We start from the raw sequence: 20,770 nt of genomic DNA on the forward strand, positions 1-20,770 counted from the left end.
ATGTCGGTTCCCGACGCGATCTCCCAATCCGATATCAAGCTGCCGGAGAAACTGCACTGGCTGAGCTTCGTCGCCGGTGGGGAATGGCCCGAGGGCAGTGAGAACGGCATGTTCGCCCTCGCCGACGCCTGGTCCGATGCCGCAGGCGAACTGTCGGAGCTCGTGACCGGCATCGAGGATGCCATCAAAGACGTTCTCGCGGCGTATCCGTCCGCGGCTGAACTGAATTCATCGATGGTGCAGACGCTGAAGCACCTCACCGATGAGTCGGAGAACGCGTCGATGCAGGCGATCGCGACATCGATGACCCAGCTGTCGAAATCGTGCGACAAGGTCGGCTGCGCGATTCAAGAAAACAAGATCATGATCATCGTCGGCCTCGTGCAGCTGCTGTGGGAGATCTTGCTCGCTTGGCTGTCCCCGGCCACCGCGCCCGCCCAGCAGGTGGTGCTGATCCACTGGTATCAGCTGGTTTTCCGATGGCTCAAGCAAACCATGATGCACATGGTGATCGCCGCCCTCAATGCCATGGGACAGCAGGTGATCCTCAATATCCTGCTGCAACTCGGCCAGATGGCGGCCGGGCACAAGGACGGGTTCGATTGGAAAGCGCTCGGCCAGTACGCGCTCGGTGGCGCGCTCGGTGGTGCGTTCGGTTCGCTGTTCGGCAAGATCGGCGGTGATCTGTTCAAATTCGCGGGCGGCAAGATCACCCGCACGGAATTCGACAAACGATGGCAGCAGGTTCTCACCGGCATGGTGCAGGGTGGCGCCGGTGGTGTCGGCGGTATGGTCGGCGGTGGCGTCGCCAACCAGCTCATCAACGGCGGCCCGTTCGAGCTGGATCCGCGCATGCTCGGCGCGGGTGCGGCAGGCGCGGTCACCGGCGGCGGGCGCGGGTTCCGCAACGCCGGTGCCAAGCCGCACATCGATGTGCCGGAGGCGGGGAAGCTGAACTCGGCGCCACCGCCGCATGCCCCCGCGCCGGGTGCGGGAGATGCGACACCGCCCGTCAAACCGCCTACGTCCGAACCGCATTCAGGTGCGGCGCCCGGCGACGGGCAGTCCGGTGCGGCCCCTGGCGCGAAATCGGGATCGACGGACGGACATTCGGCCGACGCCAACGGATCATCGTCGAGTGCGGGCAATTCCGGGGGCCGGTCGGCCGCGCACGAGGGGTCAGGGCGTGGCGCGGACAGCGATGGCCGGTCCAGTGGATCGCAGGGCAACGACGGGGCGTCGAGTTCGAAATCGGCGTCCGACGACGGGCGTTCGGTCAACGGTGACGAATCGTCCTCGGGTGCCGGTGATTCCGGGAGCCGGTCGGCTGTCGGGGACGGCAGCTCCGTGCCGGCGCCGAAGAACGACGGCGCATCGCATCTGTCCACCGATCGTCCGGAATCGTCGAGTGCGCACCAGACCGCGCAGTCGCCGGGTCCGGCGGTCGCGGCCGCGCAGAACGGAGCGGGGCCGAACGGGGCCGGTGCCAACGGAACTGGTGCGAATGGCGCCGGTGCGAACGGAGCAGGGCAGACCGGAGCCGGTGCGAACGGGGCCGCGCAGAGCGGAGCCACGCAGGGTGGTGCCGGGCAGACCGGGGCCGGGCAGAATGCGGCCGGGCACCAGGGAGCAACACCGAAGACGGATGCAGCGGGCTCGGTCAAGCCGGCGGCGCCGACGCCGCATACCGCACAGTCGTCGTCGGCGACCTCGACCCCGGCACGGTCGAGTGCGTCGCCGGGCAACGGCGATCAGGTCCCCGGTGGCGTGCAGGCGAAGCAATCCAGCACCGCCGCACCGCAACCCGGCCACCGCGCGCCGACATCCGATCAGCAGGTCCACGCCACGGCACAGCCGACCAAGGCCGGTGCACCGGATCCACGGACGACCGCGCCGGAACCGGGCGCCAAGCAACCCACCGGCGACGGCAAGACACCGACGGTCAAGGAATCGGCACGCAACGCGCCCGACCCGCGCAGCAGTGCGACGGGCCGTCGAGACGGTGAGCCGAGTTCATCCACCTCGTCGCGCAGCACCCGCGGCGACGGCGACGGCAATTCGTCGACTCCGCCACGGAGCATCCGCCGGGGCGCAGACGAGAGTTCGTCGACCGCATCGCGCAGCGGACGCCAGAGCGGTGACGACGCCGCGTCGACCACATCGGGCAGCACCCGAAACAGCGATGACACTGCGTCTATCGCGTCCAGCGGCACTCGCAGGGGCAGCGATGACGCCGCATCCATCGCGTCGGGCAGCACGCTCCATGGCGACGACGGTGCGACCACTGGCGGGTCGAAGGAGAAGTCGAGTACTCCCGAACCGGGCGACGCCACTCGGTCCGAACCGCGCTGGCGCCGAGTCGATGCCGATCTGCTCGGACCGGTGTGGCCGGGCGGTAAGTCGTTCCTGCGCCAGATCCTCGGCTTCCAGCAGACGATCGAGTTGTTCAAGGGCGGCAAGTCGCCGCACGAGGGCCGCGAGGTCTTCCGTCAGCCCGAGGGCAACGACCTGCCCCTGCGTGACGGGTACGGGCAGAAGAAGCCGCCCGCAGGCGATCACGACGGCGCCGGAGACGGCAAGCCTGCGCGCGGCCACGACAAGCCGCTGTCGCGCGGCATGTACCGGCTCACCGAGCAGGAACGGACCGAACACCTCTTCAAGCCATCGGAAGACGGCCGCTGGAAGAAGGTTTCGGACGGTTCGTCCACTGAGCCGAACAAGCCGAAAGCCGAATCCGACGACTCGTCGAAGCCGGAATCGAAGTCCGGGTCGAAGGCGAAGTCCGAGTCGGAGACCGCGCAGGGCAAGCCCGCACAGGATGTGGTGCCCGAGAAGGGAACCCCGACCATTCAGGTACCGCGCCGCGGCCCGGTGCTCGAGCGCTGGGCCGAACGCGAGGCGCCCGTGATGCGGACCGTGATCGGCGACCACCACGGCCGCTGGTATGTCAGCGACCTGCCGCACGAGGCATTCCACAACGCCGGCGTCTACGTGGCCTTCAAGGCCAAATTCGACAACGGCCGGATGACCGAGGTCTTCGACTGGGCGGGTTCCTACCACCCGGCCCCGGCCCGCGTGAAGCATGCGCTGGAGACGGCGCTCGGCAAGGAGTTCTATGAGAACCTTCAGCATTTCGACCAGCACGGCCGCAAGCACACGCCGGATGAGCAGGAAGGCTGGCCACCGGCCGCCGAACGGACTCCGGACACGAAAAAGCCTGTCGCTGAGGACGACAGCGAGGCCAGGGCCGCCTACGAGAAGGCGGTGGAGGACGATCAGCGGGTTCGCGACAACGTCGACAAGCTCATCGCCGAGTTCGACAAGGTCGGCGAGGGGACGTGGAATGCGTACGAGGCGAAGGCTTTCGAACACGCGGCCGACAAGCGGTATCAGACCGCGAAGGTAGCGGCCGAGGCGCTGCGGGCGCATTACGAAACCCTGGTGGGGCCGGACCGGGACGGTCCGCTGACCAAGCTCAGCGACGCGGGCCTGGCGGATCTGATCAAGAACGGCTCCGACACCGATTCCCGTGTGGCGCTGATGGAATTGATCCGCCGGGGCACCGACGGCGACGTGCCCGGCGGCAAGGTGCTGCGGTGGACGCAGCTCACCACGGAAATGCTGCTGGAGCGCGGCCCGGCCGAGATGGACACCGGTGAGGGCAAAGAACTTACGGTCATCGCGCGGGCGACGCGTGCCGCACTGAAGAACGACATCGTCCACGTGATGACCAGTAGTGATCCGCTGGTCCTGCAGATGCAGCAGCAGTTCCTGAAGCTGGTCGCCGGTGACCGGCACGGCCTCGATATCGAGGTGCGCCGCATGGATTCCGATGCGCCGTTCGAGGAGCCCGCGAAAGGTAAGAAGCTCATCGTCGTCGGCACCGCGCAGGATTACGGCTTCCGCGTGGTCAAAGAAGCGCAGTCGATGATCGACAAGCTGAAGGCGGCGGGCATGCCGGATGCGCGCATAACGGAACTCAAAGCGGCACTGGAAAAGGCGCCGACACTGCGGGAATACCAGAGATTGATGGAGGATGCGGCGAAGGAAGCGGGAGTCGATCCGCGGTTCGAGCCGTTCCGGCGGGGCGAGGTGATCATCGACGAGATGGATGATCAATTGGTCGACGTGCAATCCCAGTACGTGCTGACGCCCTCGAAGAATGCCGATTCCGTAAACGCTGGATTCCTCGAGTACAAGAAGCAGGCCGAGGATACCTGGAACGACTTCCGGAAAGCCGTGGATGAAAAGGTGCTGCGTCCTGAGCACTTCGGTAAGAATCCGGACCAGCAGGGGATATTCGACTCGCGACTGACCTCCGACGGCAGGGCGGAACTGGAGCGGTATCTGGCAGAGCAGGGCAGGACGCTCGCCGATGGGGAAGAGGTGGAATACGCCCACGCCGCGCAGGCGTGGTGGGGCCCCGAGCGCAATTCCGACTATCACGTCAGCGAGACAGGTGACGGGAAACCCGGCAAGATCAAGATCATCTCGTCCGGGACCAACGATCAGCTGATGGACGACCCGGAGAAGCAGAGCTCCAGCAGATGGGCCGGATTCGCCAAGTATCTGGAGCTGAAGGAAGGCCTGGCGGTCACGGCCGATTCGAGTCATTCGATCAGCGTCACCGGGCGACAGCTCTTCAGTGCTTTCGATCGTCTCACCGGCACCTCGGGCACCCTGCTCACGAAATCCGGGGACAACCCGCGCGGCGTCGAGCAGATCCTGCACGAGGAGTACAACACCGGGCCGATAGCGAGGGTGGACCGATTCTTCAATTCGCAACTGAAGCTGTCCGACGCGCAGTATTTCGGCAGTAGGGACGAAAAGTTCGCGACGATGGCCGAGGATATCCTCGACACGGCATTCGTGAAGAACAACGACGGGCCGGCGAAGCAGGAGGGCCGTCCGCAGCTCGTCGTCGCCATGGACAACGCGGATGCCGCGCGCTTGGCCAAGGCGTTGGACACCGCGGCGGCCGCCCGCGGTATCGAGGTCGCATACGACATGGTCGATGTCGCTTGGGTCGACAGGCACAACGACAAGAGCGCGGCGTACCGGAGCCTGACCGAGATCACCGAGGCGGGCGGCGGGCTCGGCAAGATCATCATCGGCAACAAGCTCCTCGGCCGCGGCACCGATATCACCCCGATCAAGGCGGCCATCGAGAACGGCGGACTCCAGGTCAAGATCAGCGGTGGCCCAGCGTATTCGGACCGCGTGAACCATCAGGTCGAGAACCGCACCGCACGCAGCGGCGATCCGACCAAGGGCTGGGCGGACGGCGGCACACCTGGCGAAGCCAAGCACTACATCTCACCCGAGGACTTCCGCAGCCGAGCGCCGCATCAGGGCGTCAAGGTGATCGTGGAGCGGTACCAGACGGCCTCGAACGAGTACAAAGACGCGGCAACGGCACATGAGAAGAGCCCGACGGGCGAGAACAAGGCGCGGCTCGACAAGGCGGGCAGCGACCTGAAAGCGGCCGAGAACGAGCTGCGGAACGAGGCGACACCGCAACAGAAGGCAGCGGTCGAACAGCACATTCTGAGTTCGCGCAGTCCGGGCGTCTACTCCGCGAACGCGCCGCCGCTGACCGGCAGTGTGCCGCAGCTCGACTCGCCGCCGCCGATACCGGCTCCCAGGGCCGCCGCAAGTTCGAGTTCGACCGAGCACGTGGCTGATTCACCGAATGTGGTGGCCGCAGCGCCGTCGGCAGCGCCGCCGAGTAGATCCTCCGGCCGCGACGACAGCATCCCCGACGTCTCCGGGAAGAACCAGGCAGAACTCACCACGTTGTTCGACGCCGCGGTGCGTGCGCCGGACCCTGCCGCGGATACGCCGCCGGTCGTCGCACCACCGGAGATGCCCGCGACATCGGTGCCGTTCCCGACGGCGAGCGTGCTTGTCAGCGACATCAACGGTCACCTGGTGGCACTCGATACCACGGCGTCGTTGCCGATACTGCCGAACGACCAGCCCGGCATCCGGGTTCAGCTGCCGGACAACGAACAGGTTGTGTTCTCGGATGACCTGGTCGAGTTGGCTTTCCAGCGAGCGTCGCAGCCCGATGGTTCAGAAGTGTTGCGGCCGAACCACTCCGGGGTGTTCGTCACCGACAGCGTGGGGGACGCGGTGATGCTGCTGCCCTCCGGGCACGTGCCGGTCCGGCCGGATCCGGTGAACCCGGCGATGATGAGTCTGCGACCGGCTCCAGGGTTCGAGTGGTTATCGATCGATCCTGCCCAGGTCGGCATCGGTGCTCGCAGGGCGACCGGCCCGCTGTACGGCGGTGTCGATGAGATGCCCGTGCCGGACGATGTCCGTCAGGGTGATGCCGCGACCTGCTATCTGCTGTCGAATCTGCTCGCTCTCGCGGCCCGGAATCCCGGCCTGATCAAAGACATGATCACCACGTCCGAGGAGGCCGGTAGACGCCTGTTCCATGTGCGGTTCTTCGATCCGGAGAAGAAGAGCTGGGTCAGCGTCACCGTGGACGACACCTTCTACACCGATGCCGACGGTGCGATGAAGTACGCGGTGCACGATCCGGCGCAACCGTTGTGGCCCGCGGTGATCGAGAAGGCGTTCGCGCTGTTCCGCGGTGGGGACGAGGGATACTCGGGGATCGACCGAGGCCGGTCGGGCGCGGTCGGTGCGATGGTGCGACCGCCGGAGATGCCCGGCCGCGCCGGTCGGGCGCAGTCGACTCGCGCCGTCGACGCGCCTATTTTCGCGCACCCGTTCGAGGTGGACCGGGACACGCTGGGCAGAGCGGTCGGCAAGCCGGGATTCGCCGGGATGGTGCTCGGCTGGGAGCACAAGTTCTTCGAGAGCGGAGCTGGTAAGGGCGCCGCGTCGTGGACCCATCGGGAATTCACCGGCTTCCTGACCGACGAATTGCACGCCGCGACCGATCGCGTGCGCACAGCCGTCACTCAGAAGCAGCTGACGCCGTCGAAGCTGGTGGCGATGGATCGCGACGAGCTGGCGGCGCTCGTGCGAGACCACGCCGGCGATTCACCGGACGGTGCGGTCGATTCGGGGGTGCACACGGTCGACGCGGTGCGGGAGGTGCTGGCCGACTGGGATGGGGCGGATGATCGAACGGCATTCCTGACCCACCTGGGTGCGCAGTGGCAGGCGTCGGGCGGCGAACTCCAGCGGCAACTGGATGCCTGGAAGTCCGGAACCAGGCTGGCCGACACCACGATCGCGGAGTGGCTCGCCCAGCGGATCCGTCGGCTGATCGAGCACGGCGACTCGGTGATCCTCGGTACCGCACAGGAATTCACCCCCGACGGTGCCGAAATCGAGCGGCGGCATTCCTATGCCGTGATCGGCGTCGAGCCCGCCGGTGCGGCGCGGACAACGCCGACCGCGATCGTGGTCGCCGATCCGGGCAACGGTGGCGAGCGCCTGGAGATACCGCTGGCCGAGCTCAACAAGTTCAGCGTGATCAGCTCGGCGGGCGCCGGTGCGCTTTCCGCGTTCGGCCCGCTGTCCGGTGCGCGGCCGCCCGCGGCGGACCTGTTCGGCTTGCCCCGTGGCGAGCAGCGGCTCCTTGCGGCAGCGGACACCACGCAGTTCACACCCCCGCCCGACCTGCCCTCGGAACTGGAGGTGTCCGGCTTCGTAGCGGACCCGCGCAAGCGAGCCGGGCAGACGGTCCAATGGTGGGCCGAGCACGGCAGGCGATGGTGGGATGCGCTGCGCTTCACCGAATTACCGCAAGCCGCGCAGTATCGACTGGCCACGAAGTATCACCGGCTCCGGAAGCTGGACGGCATTCCCGTCGGCGTCCGCGACACGATGAACCGTGCGTACCTCCATGCCGAGCTGGCGCGGTTCCGTGCGACGAGCACGCTGTCGGCCAGCGAGCAGCGGCTGCTTTCCGTTGTGCAGGAGGTGAATTCGCGCCTCGCCGAAGCCGATGCCATCGCCCGGCTTGCGGCGGACCGCTCGGGGATCGCCCCGCCTCGGGTATACCTGCAGCGGTTCGAACCGGCAGCCTTCGGCGGATCCGGTTCGGTGGTGCTCAGTTTCGGCAACACCGACCGCGCCCGGTCGGTGACCTGGCATGTGCCGGAAGCGAATCAGTCGCCGCTGCAACGCGGCCTGATCACCGGCATGGATCTGTACGCGGCGCTCGAACAGCACGGTGCGGGCGCCGAGTCCGCGACAGTTGTGTGGCTGGCGCACGCCGAGGCATTCGATCCGAGTGCGCACGTCCGTGCGAGCCGCTGGCTGTCCGCGCCGCTGACCAGCGGCAGGCAACGGCTTGCCGACGCGCTCACCGGTTTTCGTGCCGCGCGAGACGCCATGGAGATCCAGGGCATAGCGCATCGTCCCGAGCCGATCGAGGTGGTCGACCACCGGTGGGGCACCGCCGCCGAATCCTCCGGTCGGTCGCATGGCCGTCGCACGAACCAGTTGCTGAATGCCGAACTCGCCCAGCCGCGCGCGGAGATCGGTTCGGCGGCGCCCGCACTCGCGATGGCCACCGGCCCGCTGTTCGCCGCCGATGGTCTTCCCCAGGCGTCGGATGTGGTGTGGGACAACGCCGATATCGATAGCGGTAGCCATCACCTCCATGCCGATCTCCTCGACCTGGTCCGGGAACGGCCGGGCTGGGTGCGCCGGATGGTTCGCGAGCGTGCGGACGGCGCCTTCGAGGTCCGCTTCACCCGTCCCGATGGCGGCGTGGTCCGTGTCGCGGTCGACCGCCATTTCCACGTCTACAACGGCCGCATGGCGTACGGGGCACATGTGCCCGGTCAGCCGCTGTGGCCCGCTGTGCTCGAGAAGGCATGGAAGGTACTGCGGGGCACGGAGATCGGCGATGCCGCGGAGGGCGCCGAGATCGGGGCGGTGCTGCGCGGCGGGACGAACGCGGTGGCCGACGAACTCGTCGGGACGCGGACGCTCGGCCCGGCCGCCGCGCTGCGCCCGGCCGGTGAATGGGCGCCCGCGGGCCGGTGGCGCGCCACCCGGGGGACCGAACATCGAACGGCCGCACACCCGATGAAGATGAGCGAGCGCACGCTGGGGCAGTTGATCGGGGATGCCGCTGCCGCGCGAACCATCCTGGAACAGCGCGACGCTTGGCAGGCCCGGCGGCAAGTGTCGCGCAATCTCGATATCTGGGAGCAAGCGCGGGACCTCCTCGCGGATATGCGCCGTGCGGGTTCGGACACCGGGGGGATCCGGCGGTACTTGCAGTCTCCGCGGATTCGCGACGATTCCGCGTTCGCACAGGTGCTGTGGGCGGCCCTGGGTGATCGCGGCTGGCGCTTCGCCGGTCCACTGCGCCGCTTGCGTGCGCACCTGCTCGAATGCGGCCCGGCCGTCTGGTCCGGCTGGGGCGCGGTGTTCGACGCGATGGTCGAGGCCGACGACGCGCAGCAGTTCGCGGCCTGGATGCGGCGCAACGATGTGCACACCGCGAGCGGCCTGCACGCGTTCCTGCGACAGCAGCTGGGTGCCGACCGATTCGAGTTACTCGCCGAACCGTCGCAACCGCTGTGGAACGCGATGTCGGCGTGGGAATCCGATGCGCCACAGGGGGATACGGTCCTGACCCGTTGGGCGGGCACGAATATCCGGACGCTGTTCGAACACAGCTCGACCCTGATTGTCAGCACCAGGCCGGCGTGGATCACGAGCCCCGCCGACACCGGACTGCTCGGTGATTCCCGCTATGAAGTGTCGGACGTACTGATCGACGACGCGTCCGGCGCGGTGACCGCATTGCGGCTGACCGACGAGGCCAGTCGGCAAATCTACGTTCCCGCACGACATTTCAACCAGTTCGTGGTCTTCTCGGCGTACGGGTCGAGCGGGCGGGCCGTGCGGAGCGGCACGTCGGCGCGGGTGCCGGCGGGTGCGGAGACGCCGATTCCGCTCGCCCCGCTCGGCGCGTGGAGTGACGAGCCCGCGTTGGCGCCCACCCGGCACGGCACCCGGATCGTCCACGGATACCCGACGTTGCGGATCGGCAATCGAGTGCTCGAACCCTTCGACGGTGGCATTCTCACGGTCGATACCAGTGTGGCGCCATTCACCGACGCGGCGGGTGAGTGGGTTGTCACCGTGCGTGGCGTCGATATGACCACCTCGATCACCTCAACGCTGCTGACCCAGGCCGGATATCACTGGGATGTGGTGAACGGGCAGTACGCCAGGGCTGTTTCGCTGCGCAGCGGGGCGCAGCTGTTCGAGTATCAGCCGGTTGTCGTCGACCCGTCGACCGAGCGGCCAGGGGAGGTGCTGCTGCACGTCGGGGATCAGCGGCATTGGATCGCCGAAGACGAGGCACGCGATCTCGGTCTCGTCCGTCCCTCCGGCCTCCGGGTCACCGGCGAGCTGACGACGGCGGACGGCGAAGTGGTGACGTTCGAGCAGCACCAGGTTGCCGTCGACCCGTCGACGGGGCGTCCGGGACAGGTGCTGCTGCACGCGGGCGACCGGCAGTTCTGGGTGACCACCGAGCAGGCCGCCCTGGCCGGGCTGCGGCAGCAACGGCAGCTCGTCGGCCCGGTGTTCGGTGCACGCGGTCCGTTGCTCGAAGACCTTGCGCACCTGCCGGATTGGCCCGCGGTCCGGGAGCTGCGCGAGCTGGTCGCGAGGCCGGAAGGCATCGCGAACATGATGCGCTTTGTCGTTGCTGGGAGCGGGAACGTCACGACGGTTCGCGGCGATGTGATCGGTGCGCCCGGCAATCGCATCGACGCCAACGGAAACCTCGTCCACTACGCCACCGGGGACATCCTCTACGACGGCTATGGAAACATCCGCTATCACGCCGACGGCCGCGTCGCCCGCGACGACAGCGACGCAGTGGTTGTCAGCAACGCGAATGTGATCGGCGTCGATGTGTTGCTGACAGTGGACGGCGAGCCGCGCTGGGTACGCGTCGACAGGTCCACCATGCTGCCGGTCGCGCAGCCGGTCGGCGCACCGGTGTGGCCCCTGCTGTTGCTCGAGGCACTTGCCACGGTGCATACGTATGGACAAGATCGCACCGCTCCCGCGAGTACCCCGCGCCGAACCGGTTGGTACGAGGGCTCGGAATTGCTGCCGTCGCCCCTCGCGCTGGAGCGGCCGGTGGCTCCCGGACACGTCCTGCCTGGTCGTGACCCGGCCGAGTTCCGGGCCGGGCCGATAGTCGAGCGGTGGGGAAACGTCGAGGTCCGGTTCACCGAGTTCGTCGAACTCGACGAACATGTCGTGGCTGAGGCGAGCAGAGTGTGGGGGCCCGCGGGTCCACCGACAGCCACCTTGGCCGATGGCGCCTTCCGTCGAGGCGGGGCGGACGAGACGGTGGTGGTGGGAACGCCGGATGCGCCCGCGGCGACCGTGCCGGGATCGCGGCGCCTCTCGATGGTCGCCGGCCGGCGTGACGACGGCTCGGCCGAGGTGACCGGCGACGGCAGTTCGCGACACGCCACCGACTCCATCCCCGAGAACGAATCCGCCAGCGGGCGAGGGGATATCGATACGGCCGATTCGACACGGCAGGCGAACGACTGTGCGTTTCAGGCATTGCTGCGACTCGTCGAGCTCACCGGCAGCACGAGCGTGCGGCCGCCCGCGCGGCCGATCGGCACCGCCGGAATGTCGCGACAGGAACTGGAGCGGGCAGCGGGCGCCGAGTTGCGGCTTTTCGCCGATCACCGCGATATCGCCGATCAGCTGCTCGGTATCGGCGATGGCGCGATAGCGCTCGTCGTCGATACCTACCGCGGCCCGGCCGACGCCGATGGCATCGGCGCGCACGCTTATCTGCTCCGGGTCGAAAACGGCACGGCCGTCGTGATCGATCCCAGTGTGCAAGGCACTCGCGCACCGGTGATCGCCGAAGACCTGGCAGCTACGCACGCCATCATCTACACCGCGCAGGGCGAGCCGATCGAGCACATCGGCACGGTCGCCGGTCGCACCGCCGGCTCCGATGCGCGGACCGACGCGGTACCCCAGGTCGGCATGACCATGCCCCAGCCGATGCCACCGGATTGGCTGCCGGTGCACAGCGAGTCCGACCCGCTGTGCACCGCACTCGCACAGACCTTCGACCTCGACGGTTCGCACGCCATGCGCACCGCGCTCGCCGCTCAGCTCGAAAAGCACTACGACTACTACCGGTCGCGGTTTGCGCTCGGACACCTGCGGCGCAGGCAGCAGGTCGGCGATCCATTGGAGGGGGTGATCGAGCAACTCAACGATCTCACTATCGATTTCGACGACCTGCTTCCGTCCCTCGGCGGCCTCACGACGCGGGAACTGCTGACACTTACGAGCGATAGATTTCGCGCGAATGTCGTTGTGCACGAGCCGGATGGGTCGGTCATCGGTCCGTTGAAGATGCGCTACGACCAGACCATGCGCCTGCGGCGGTCGTCGGAGGGGCACTACGAGATCGGTATGAACGCCGATGGTTCGCTGTGGGCCGAGGTGCGCCCGATCGAGCCTGCGGCGGCACCGGTTCCGGGGGCGATTCCGCCGGAGCGGATTCCGCCGCCGCTCGACCGGGTGCTGGCGTCGCGGCAGATTCCGCTGCTGGACGGCGCGGTGCTCGGCAGGCACTACACCGGCGAGAACCGGCCACTGCGCGACACGACGCTCGATCTGGCCGGTGACAGCGCGATCGATTACCTCAGAACGCTCGGCCTGACCGAATCGGACGTGCTCGACTTCCTGGGGCGGCTCGGCCCGGAGGAATCGACGGTGCGCGATGTGCCGAGCGAGGTCGGTCCGGTGGTGCCTGCCGCGGTCGATGTTCTGGCGATGCTCAACCGGCCCGAATCGACTGTGCGCGAGGTGCTGAGCAGGCTCGGTCTGGCCGATGCGACTGTGCGTGATGTGCTGGGCAGCCTCGGTCTGGCCGACTCGATGGTGTCCGACTCCCTGAGCAAGCTCGGCCTGTCCGAATCCGCTGGGCTCGACGCTCTGTCCAGGCTGGGCTTGGCGGACGCGCCGGTGGTCGACGTCCTGCGCAGGCTCGACCCGGCCGACTCGACCGTGATCGACCGCGGCAGGCTCGAGATCTGGACGCGGACGTTCGATGTACCGACCCACTACATGACTCCGGCGGAACGCGAACAGCATCGGCTGTTCGTCGGTCCGGACGGCAGGTTGTATCAGGCCCGCGACGGTGCTCCGTTCCACGCTCCGCGCACCAGGTTCGTCATGGACGAATTCGGCAACCTGTACGCGGGCGTCACCTCGGTGATGGGCCGCCACTCTTCCTTCCTCGGGGGCGGAACGGTCACTGCCGCAGGCTATCTCGCGGTACATGACGGCTGGCTCATGGTGATGTCCGACCACAGCGGGCATTACAACCCCAGTCCGCAGATGAACGACTATGCCTTCGATGTCCTTCGCCGCCAGGGGCTGAGGACGCCGGGCAATTTTCAGCGCAGGGCAGCCGATCACTCCGCCGCCCTGACGGGTCTGGGTGGTGTTGTCCGCGAACGAGTCGGCGAACTGGAACGGCAACGTGCCGAAGTCGGCAAGCGGCAGCGGTGGCTGAACGCATGGCGCGCAGTGCTGCTCATGCGCGATTACGGTGCGGATACGGAGGAGGTGCGGCAGCAGGCGCAGGTGTACCACCGCTGGCTGGATGAGCAGGAGCGTGATCTCCGCGAATGGGGGCAGTTGCTCGCATCGGGGCGGGTACGCCCGTCGCACAGAGTGGATCTGTGGGCGCATCCGGATCCGGTCGACGAGAACGACCGGATCGTGCCGCCGGACTTCCCCGCCGAGGCCGATGGCGTCGGCAAGCTGGCGGCGTGGTGGCGCGCGCAGGGGCACCGATGGTGGAGTGCGCTGAACTTCTTTGCGCTCTCGCCGGAGTACCAGCGGCGACTGGTCATCGATTTCCCAGGCCTGCGCAATTCCGGCGAGATCCCCGCCGACGTTCGAAACTCGCTCAACCGGGCATACCTGGATGCGGAATTGCGTGCGCTGACGGTGGAGACCGCCTTGACACCGAGGCAGCGGTACGCGGTGGATGCGTCGCACCTGCTCGCCGCCGCCGAACTCGGGTCCAGGCTCGATGCCGTCCGGACGAGCAGCGCGGCTGCGCCGGTGCATCTGCTGACGTTCGATCCGGTCACCCTCGACCGACCGCGCTTGCGCACCGAGGTGCCCGACGGCAGTTTGCGATACCCCGTCGAGATCCCACGGATCGGCGCCTTGCCGACCGCGCGGGAGCTGTTCGGCCGGTCCGCCCGCGCGAGGCGGCAGGCGGTATCGGACCATTCGCCGGTCCGGGCAGCCGACGCGCCGCCGGTCGCCGGGCAGCAGGTCAGGGCCGGGCGGCTCCGGAATCGTGGCGTGGTCGGCGATTTCGTCAACAGGCTCGGACAGGTGCTGCGGCGACGCCGACGGTCGACGAGCCCCGCGGCCAACCGGCCCGCGGGGTGGTGGCGCAGGCGGATCCTGCGCCGCTTCGGCGGGAACGAGCCTGTCCGCGTCGGCAATCCGATCGTTGCCGAAGACCGCGTCCCCACCCCGGTGAGCGAACGGTCACAGTCCCGGCCCGCGACCGTGCCGGATCAGCCGATCGTCGCGCCTGAAGCCGTGCCGGATCAGCCGGTCGTGGCGCCCGGGATCGTGCTCGATGAGCGAGTTGTGGCGCCGACGGTGGATGAGTCGGTGATGGCGCCCGCTGCGGTCGAGTCGCCTGTGGTGTCTGTCGCGGATGAGCCGCTTGTGGTGCCCGCGGTCGAGTCGGTTGCGGTGCCCGTGGCGCCCGAGCCGGTCGTGATGCTCGAGATCGTGGCGGATGAGCAGCTCGTGGTGTCCACGGCGAGTCCGGCCAGCACCGGTGACGCGGTTCCGTCACCGACGTCGAGTGTGCCGGGCGCGGGGGTGATTTCGGCGCGGTCGGAAGATCCGAGCGCGCTGTCGGTTCCGGCCGAGGACGCGGCGCCCGTCGTGCCGGACGCGGGACCGATTCCACTGGCCCCGCCCGGCCCGGTGACCGAGACACCGGCGATCCAGCTGGCGCGGGCGGAGCGGATCCAGCTGCCGGATCCGGATCTGGTCACCGCCGAGGCACAGCCGATGACGCCGTTCCCCGGCGGCGTGCTGAACTTCGCCAACGACGCCGCCTCGCTTCGCGCCGTGGACGGCTTCGACTATCTGCGGGTGACCGGGGCGAACGGGACCGGTTGGGTGTCGCGGATTCAATTGACGGCCAACGGATTCGAGTACGACGAGAGCGCCGGACGGCTGATCCGGTTCGTCAGCGTGCGCGGTCCGGAAGGCTGGGTGCGGCTCGCCGAGCACGAACAGGTCGAGCGCGGGATCACCGGTTTCGCCCGGGGCAGGCAGTGCGTGCAGCTGGAGCGTCCGATCAGCGGTCCGGTGCTGATATTGGTCAGCGAGCTTACGACGCTCGGGTTGCCCCCACTGCGGAGCCTGACCGGTGCGCTGTGGGCCGAGGAGTCCGGCCCGGTGCCCGAGGATCTGGCGCACCTGCCGGAATCGCCTGCGGTGACCCAGCTTCGGCGACTGGCCGCCGAGGACCCGGACCGGATCCGCGCCATGATCCGAGTGGATCTCGATGGTGTGGCCGAGGTGTGGCTGCCGGTGGGCGGCACGCCGCAGTGGGTGCGGGTGGACGGCCGTACCGCGCTGCCCGGCCCGGCGGCGGATTCGTCCTGGACCGGTCACCCGTCCTGGCCCGCGGTGCTGCTCGAGGCGTACACGGCCGTTCGGTCGCAGCCAGAGCCGGACGTGTTGTCCGAGACGGAAAGTCAGGAGGACGACAACCCGACGGTGCTGCACGGCACCGGAGAGGTGGTGCCCCCGTTCAGCACGGCCGAGCTCGCGTTGCCGCCGGTCCGCGTGCGCGACGGTATCCGTTTCACCAGGCTGCCCGCGGACACGCGGGCCCTGTATCGGATCGTCGTCGGCATGGACGGGCTGCTGTACCACGCGGTCGACGGCGCGCTGCTCGACACCACGTGGGATGCGCCGATGGGTTCGGCCGATCGCAACGGCTCCTGGCAGTGGCATCAGGCACCGTCGAACCGGCGCGCGGTGTTCGTAATGGATGTCTTCGGGAACATGTACGCGATCGCCGAAACGCATCAGAACGGTCCCCGGGTCACCCACGCGACGCTGCTGGATGGCGCGCCCGCCGTCGCGGCGGCGGAAATCGAAGTGCGGCACGGTGTTCTGGCGATCTTGGCCGATCGCGGCGGCGAGTACCCGATCACCACCGCCGTCAACGCGGCGGCACTGGACCACCTGGAATGGGGGCCGCGCCAGCTGACGCTGCACCAAGACTTCCGGCAGCTGACACCGATTCCCGACCGTCCGTGGGAGGACGAGGACGCGGAGGAGGTGGTCCCGAACGGCGACGAGGAGTCCGTCGGGCCGTTGCCGAGCGAGGGACCGATTCCGCTGGTCCCCGCGGGCACGCTGACCTACGGCGCCGCGCTGCGGTTCCCACGGGCCGAGCAGATCCAGCTGCCCGACCCGGGTCTGACGACCGACCGGGGTGCACCGATCGTGCCGATCGCGGGCGGTCTGCTCAACCACGTCGATACCCCGGCGGCGCGGCGCACGGTAGACGGTGTCGACTACCTGTGGGTCACCGGGGCGAATGCCGCCGGCTGGGTGCCTGCGACCGCATTGACCGACGCGGGATTCGAAAGCGACGGGGACGCAGGCCGATTCATGCGGCTCGTCACCGTGGCGGGCCCGGACGGCCCCGTGGAGCTGTTCGGGTACGAACGGGTCGAGCGTCTGGGCGCGCTCGCGAATGCTGTTCTACTGCAACGGCATTCCGTAGGAACCCGGGTGCTGGTGAATGCCGACCAGCTCGATCGGCTTGGCCTTCCCCGGTTGACCGAGCTGACCGGTCCCGTGTGGCCCGAAGGAGAAGGCCCGCTGCTCGCGCACCTGGCGCACCTGGCGGATTCTCCGGCGGTCGTGCATCTGCGGGTCCTGGTGACCGACAGTCCTGACTTGATCCGCGACATGATCCGCATCGATGCCGACGGATCGGCCGAGGTCCACCTCATGGTGGAGGGCAGGCCGCGGTGGATCCGGGTGGACGGCTCGACCGCGCTACCCGGTCCGGCACCGGACCTGTCGTGGCACGGTCATTCGATCTGGCCCGCCGTCGTGCTCGAGGCCTACGCGGCCGCGCAGTACGCCGAGAACGCGGCCAGGGACTTCCTGGCCGTGCACGACGTGGAATTCGACGGGACCGGCGCGCGGGAAACACGGCTGCTCCCCACGGCGGATCAGTTCGAGCGGCTGGCAGGCCGGGTCGAGCGGTGGCAGTCGCAGATCGGTTCGGACCACCCCGGCGATCAGGCGGATCCGACTGCGCGGGCAGAGGAGCCGGAGTATCACGTACCGCTGCAGCGGACGGGCGCGGTCGAGACCGATGCCGACGGCGAGACCTGGTTCACGCTCATCGAGAGCGGCACCGGAGAACAGGTGCGGCGGAGCCGGACCTGGTTGACCGACAACCATTACCTGCACTTCGCGGCGCAGGATGTCTTCCATCGCGTCGCGAGTGGGCCGATCGCCCTGGCGCCCACCGTCGAACCGAGCAACGCCGCGGTGTTGCGGGCCAACCATATCCAGGCGGTGGGCATGCCGGATCCGCATCCACTCGAGGGCGCGGTGTGGCGTGACGGCGGTCCGGCGGCGGACGACCTAGCCGGTCTGCCGAATTCGCCCGCGGTGCGGCAACTGCGCGTACTCGCCCACTGGAATCCCGAACTCGTCGCCTCGCGAATGCGGATGAACCTCGACGGCACGGTCGACGTGCACCTGCTGGTGGCCGGGGTGCCGCGGTGGGTGCGGGTGGATCGGATCTCCAACCAGCAGTGGGGTGCCGACCGGCCGATCTGGCCCGCGCTGATGCTGCGCGCGCACGAGGCCGTCGAGTCGGGAACGACTTTCGAGATGTCCGCGCCCGACGATCGGCCTGCTTCGCGGATGGGCGATACCGCGATGCCGGTGCCCGCGCGCACCATCGAAGAGCTCGATGTGGACTCGGTGGCGCCGGACACCGCGCACCGTGACGTGCTGCCGGACCATGAGATCGAACGGCGGCGGCTCGTCGTCGGCCCGGAGGGGCGTCTGTACCGCGCGAGTGACGGCGGCCTGTTCCACACGGGAACCCAGCGCGCCCTCCTCGTCATGGACCGCAACGGCAATCTCTATGCGGAGCCACGGATCGCGGATCCGTATCAGCGAATCACGCACGCGGCGTTGCTCGGTGGCGGGCCCGCCGCGGTAGCCGCGGAGATCGAGGTGTCGGACGGCATCGTGCGGCTGCTCGCCGATCGCGGTGGCGAGTATCCGATCACCGGCCTGATGAACGACAGGGCGATCGGGCAGCTGATGGCCACCAGCGGCCTGCGGTTGTCTCCGGATATCCGGCTGGTGGCCTTCGACGCCGTGAACGCGCGGGAAGTCGACCGGACCGCCGACAGCCTCGGTGCCCGATTCCAGTTCACGGCACCGGATCTGGTCACCGCCGGTGGCGCGCGGATCACCCCGCAACGCGGCGAATACCTGACCCACGCGGACGATCCGGCCATGCGCCGCAGGCACGGCGCGGACGACTGGCTGTGGGTGACCGGCGCCCACGGACGGGGCTGGGTGCGTGCCGATACCTTGCGCGCGCACGGCTACCGGTGGCAGCGGTCGACCGGCCGGTTGCTCCGAACCATGGAGATCACGGGCGTCGATCCGGACGGCGCGCAGCTGCGGATCACCGTGACCGACACCGACCGCATCGTCGTCGACCCGGATCGCGACGTCGCGGATGACGGGACGCCGCGGTTGCGGCTGCATCACGGCGGCATCGAACTGCTGGTGGCCGAGCACGAGGCGAACCAGCTCGGGCTGGTGCGCGCCGCCGAGTTGCAGGGTGACCTGTGGACCGAGCCGGGTCCGCGAGCCCGGGATCTGGACCACCTTCCCAATACCCAGCGGGTTCAGGCGCTGCGGGACGAGGTCGCGGACGCCGCGGACGACATCATGGGCTGGCTGCACGAAAACGCGGACGGCAGTGTCGATGTCAACCTCAACGTCGGATCCCACCCACAGTGGATACGGTTGCGCCGCCGCACCGAGCTGCCCTGGCTGCCCGGCGGCAGCCAACCGATCTGGCCTGCGCTGATTCTGGCGGCGCACACCGTCGGCGAGGCGGAGATCGCCGCGCGGAATATCGCGTCCGCCGCCGCCGAGCCGCCCGTGGACCTTCCGGCGCCCGATTCGCTTGCCGCGCAGCACATCGAGACGCTGTCGATGGGATCCGTCGATGACGGTCCCGCGGTCTGGGGTATCCCGGGGCTGAATCCGCACACTGTCTCCAGCCGCGCCTCGGTGCACTCGTTGCCCGCCGGCGAGGCGCACCCGGATGTCGTAAATCCCTCGCACACAGCTGGATTCGACGATATGGGGTCGTCGCCGTTCTCCCCGGAGGCACTCGGCGAACTGCGTGACCGGCTCGAGCACGGTGGAACCGGGGTGGGTGCGCAGCCACTCGAGATCTTGTCGATGGGATCCGGCGACGGTCCCGCGACCTGGGGTGTCGCCGCGCTGAATCCGCAGGCTGCCGCCAGTGGCGTTTCGGTGCATTCGCTGCCGGTGAGTGAAACGCCATCGGAGGTCGTGAGCCATTCGGGCACAACGGGGTTCGACGATGGTGGTGCGTCGCAGTTCTCCGAGGAAGCGCCGGAGTCCGTGGCGAACCTCGCCCAGACAGCGGACACGACCGGCAACCAACTGCCACGTGGTCCGATTCCCTTGGCCTCGTTCGTGTCGAGGATGCGCGACGATCCGGTGCTGCCGGCGGAAACCCCTGGTCACATCAGCCTGCCGCAGGTCGAGGTGCGTACCGATCGCGGTCAGCTGATATCGCCGTACGACGACGGCACGCTGCGGTTCCAGAACAGCCCGTGGAACCAGTACACCGGCAGCGAGGGAAACAGGTACCGCGTCATCGGCGCGGACAATGCCGGATGGGTCAGGGAACGGGACCTGCGCTCGGCCGGATTCCTGCTGAGCGAGAACGGCCGGTACTTCCGCCGTACCGCCCTGCTGCCCGGAATCAGCGGCGCCGTAGCGGTTTACGACGACGAACCGGTCGAGGTCGACCCGAGCACCGAGCGGCCGGAAGGATACGACGGGATGATGCTCCTGCGTCTTTCCGATCGGGAGGTGTGGGTCCAGGAGGCCGCGGCGGCCGCCCTCGGACTGTATCGCCCGACTCCGCTGCGCGGCCCGCTCTGGACCGAGGCAGGCCCGCAGGCCGCGGATCTGGTGGGGTTGCGGCCCGGGCCCATCAGCGATCAGTTGCGTCTGCTCGCCGAGCACCACGCCCAATTCCTCCGAGATATGTTCCGCGAGAACGCCGACGGCACCGTCGATGTCCGCCTGCTTGTGGACGAGCGGGCTCGCTGGGTCCGGGTCGAGCGTTCCTTCCGCTGGGAGATCGACTGGGCGGACGATCGCCCGATCTGGCCGCTGCTCATCAACGTGGCGACCGAGCAGGCGGACATGCTCACCGAAGAGGCGGCGGTCGAGCGTGACCGGTATCCGGATCCCGCAGTGGCGGACTGGGGTGGCGAGACACGGGTGATCAACGGCGTCGAGCAATTCCGGATCCGTGTTCCCGGCACGGAGCAGACGTTCCTCTGGCTCAGCGAGGCCGACCTCGACCGGCAGATGTGGACACTTGCCCCCGAACAGCTGCGCCTGCACGCGCTGGTGGACTCGGATCAGT

At 68.4% G+C, this 20,770-nt stretch carries 1 protein-coding gene (cut by a window edge); it reads left to right on the top strand.

Annotation, left to right across the window (positions count from 1 at the left end; translation table 11 throughout):
* Positions 1 to 20,770, top strand: the 5' portion of a protein-coding gene (locus tag ACIG5A_RS09690) for a C2 family cysteine protease (protein ID WP_397239741.1). Its footprint extends 11,042 nt past the window's final position; only the first 20,770 of its 31,812 coding nucleotides appear in the window; the start codon lies at positions 1 to 3; the stop codon falls past the right edge of the window.

The sequence above is a fragment of the Nocardia sp. NPDC052566 genome, assembly GCF_044547285.1.
Lineage (GTDB): Bacteria > Actinomycetota > Actinomycetes > Mycobacteriales > Mycobacteriaceae > Nocardia.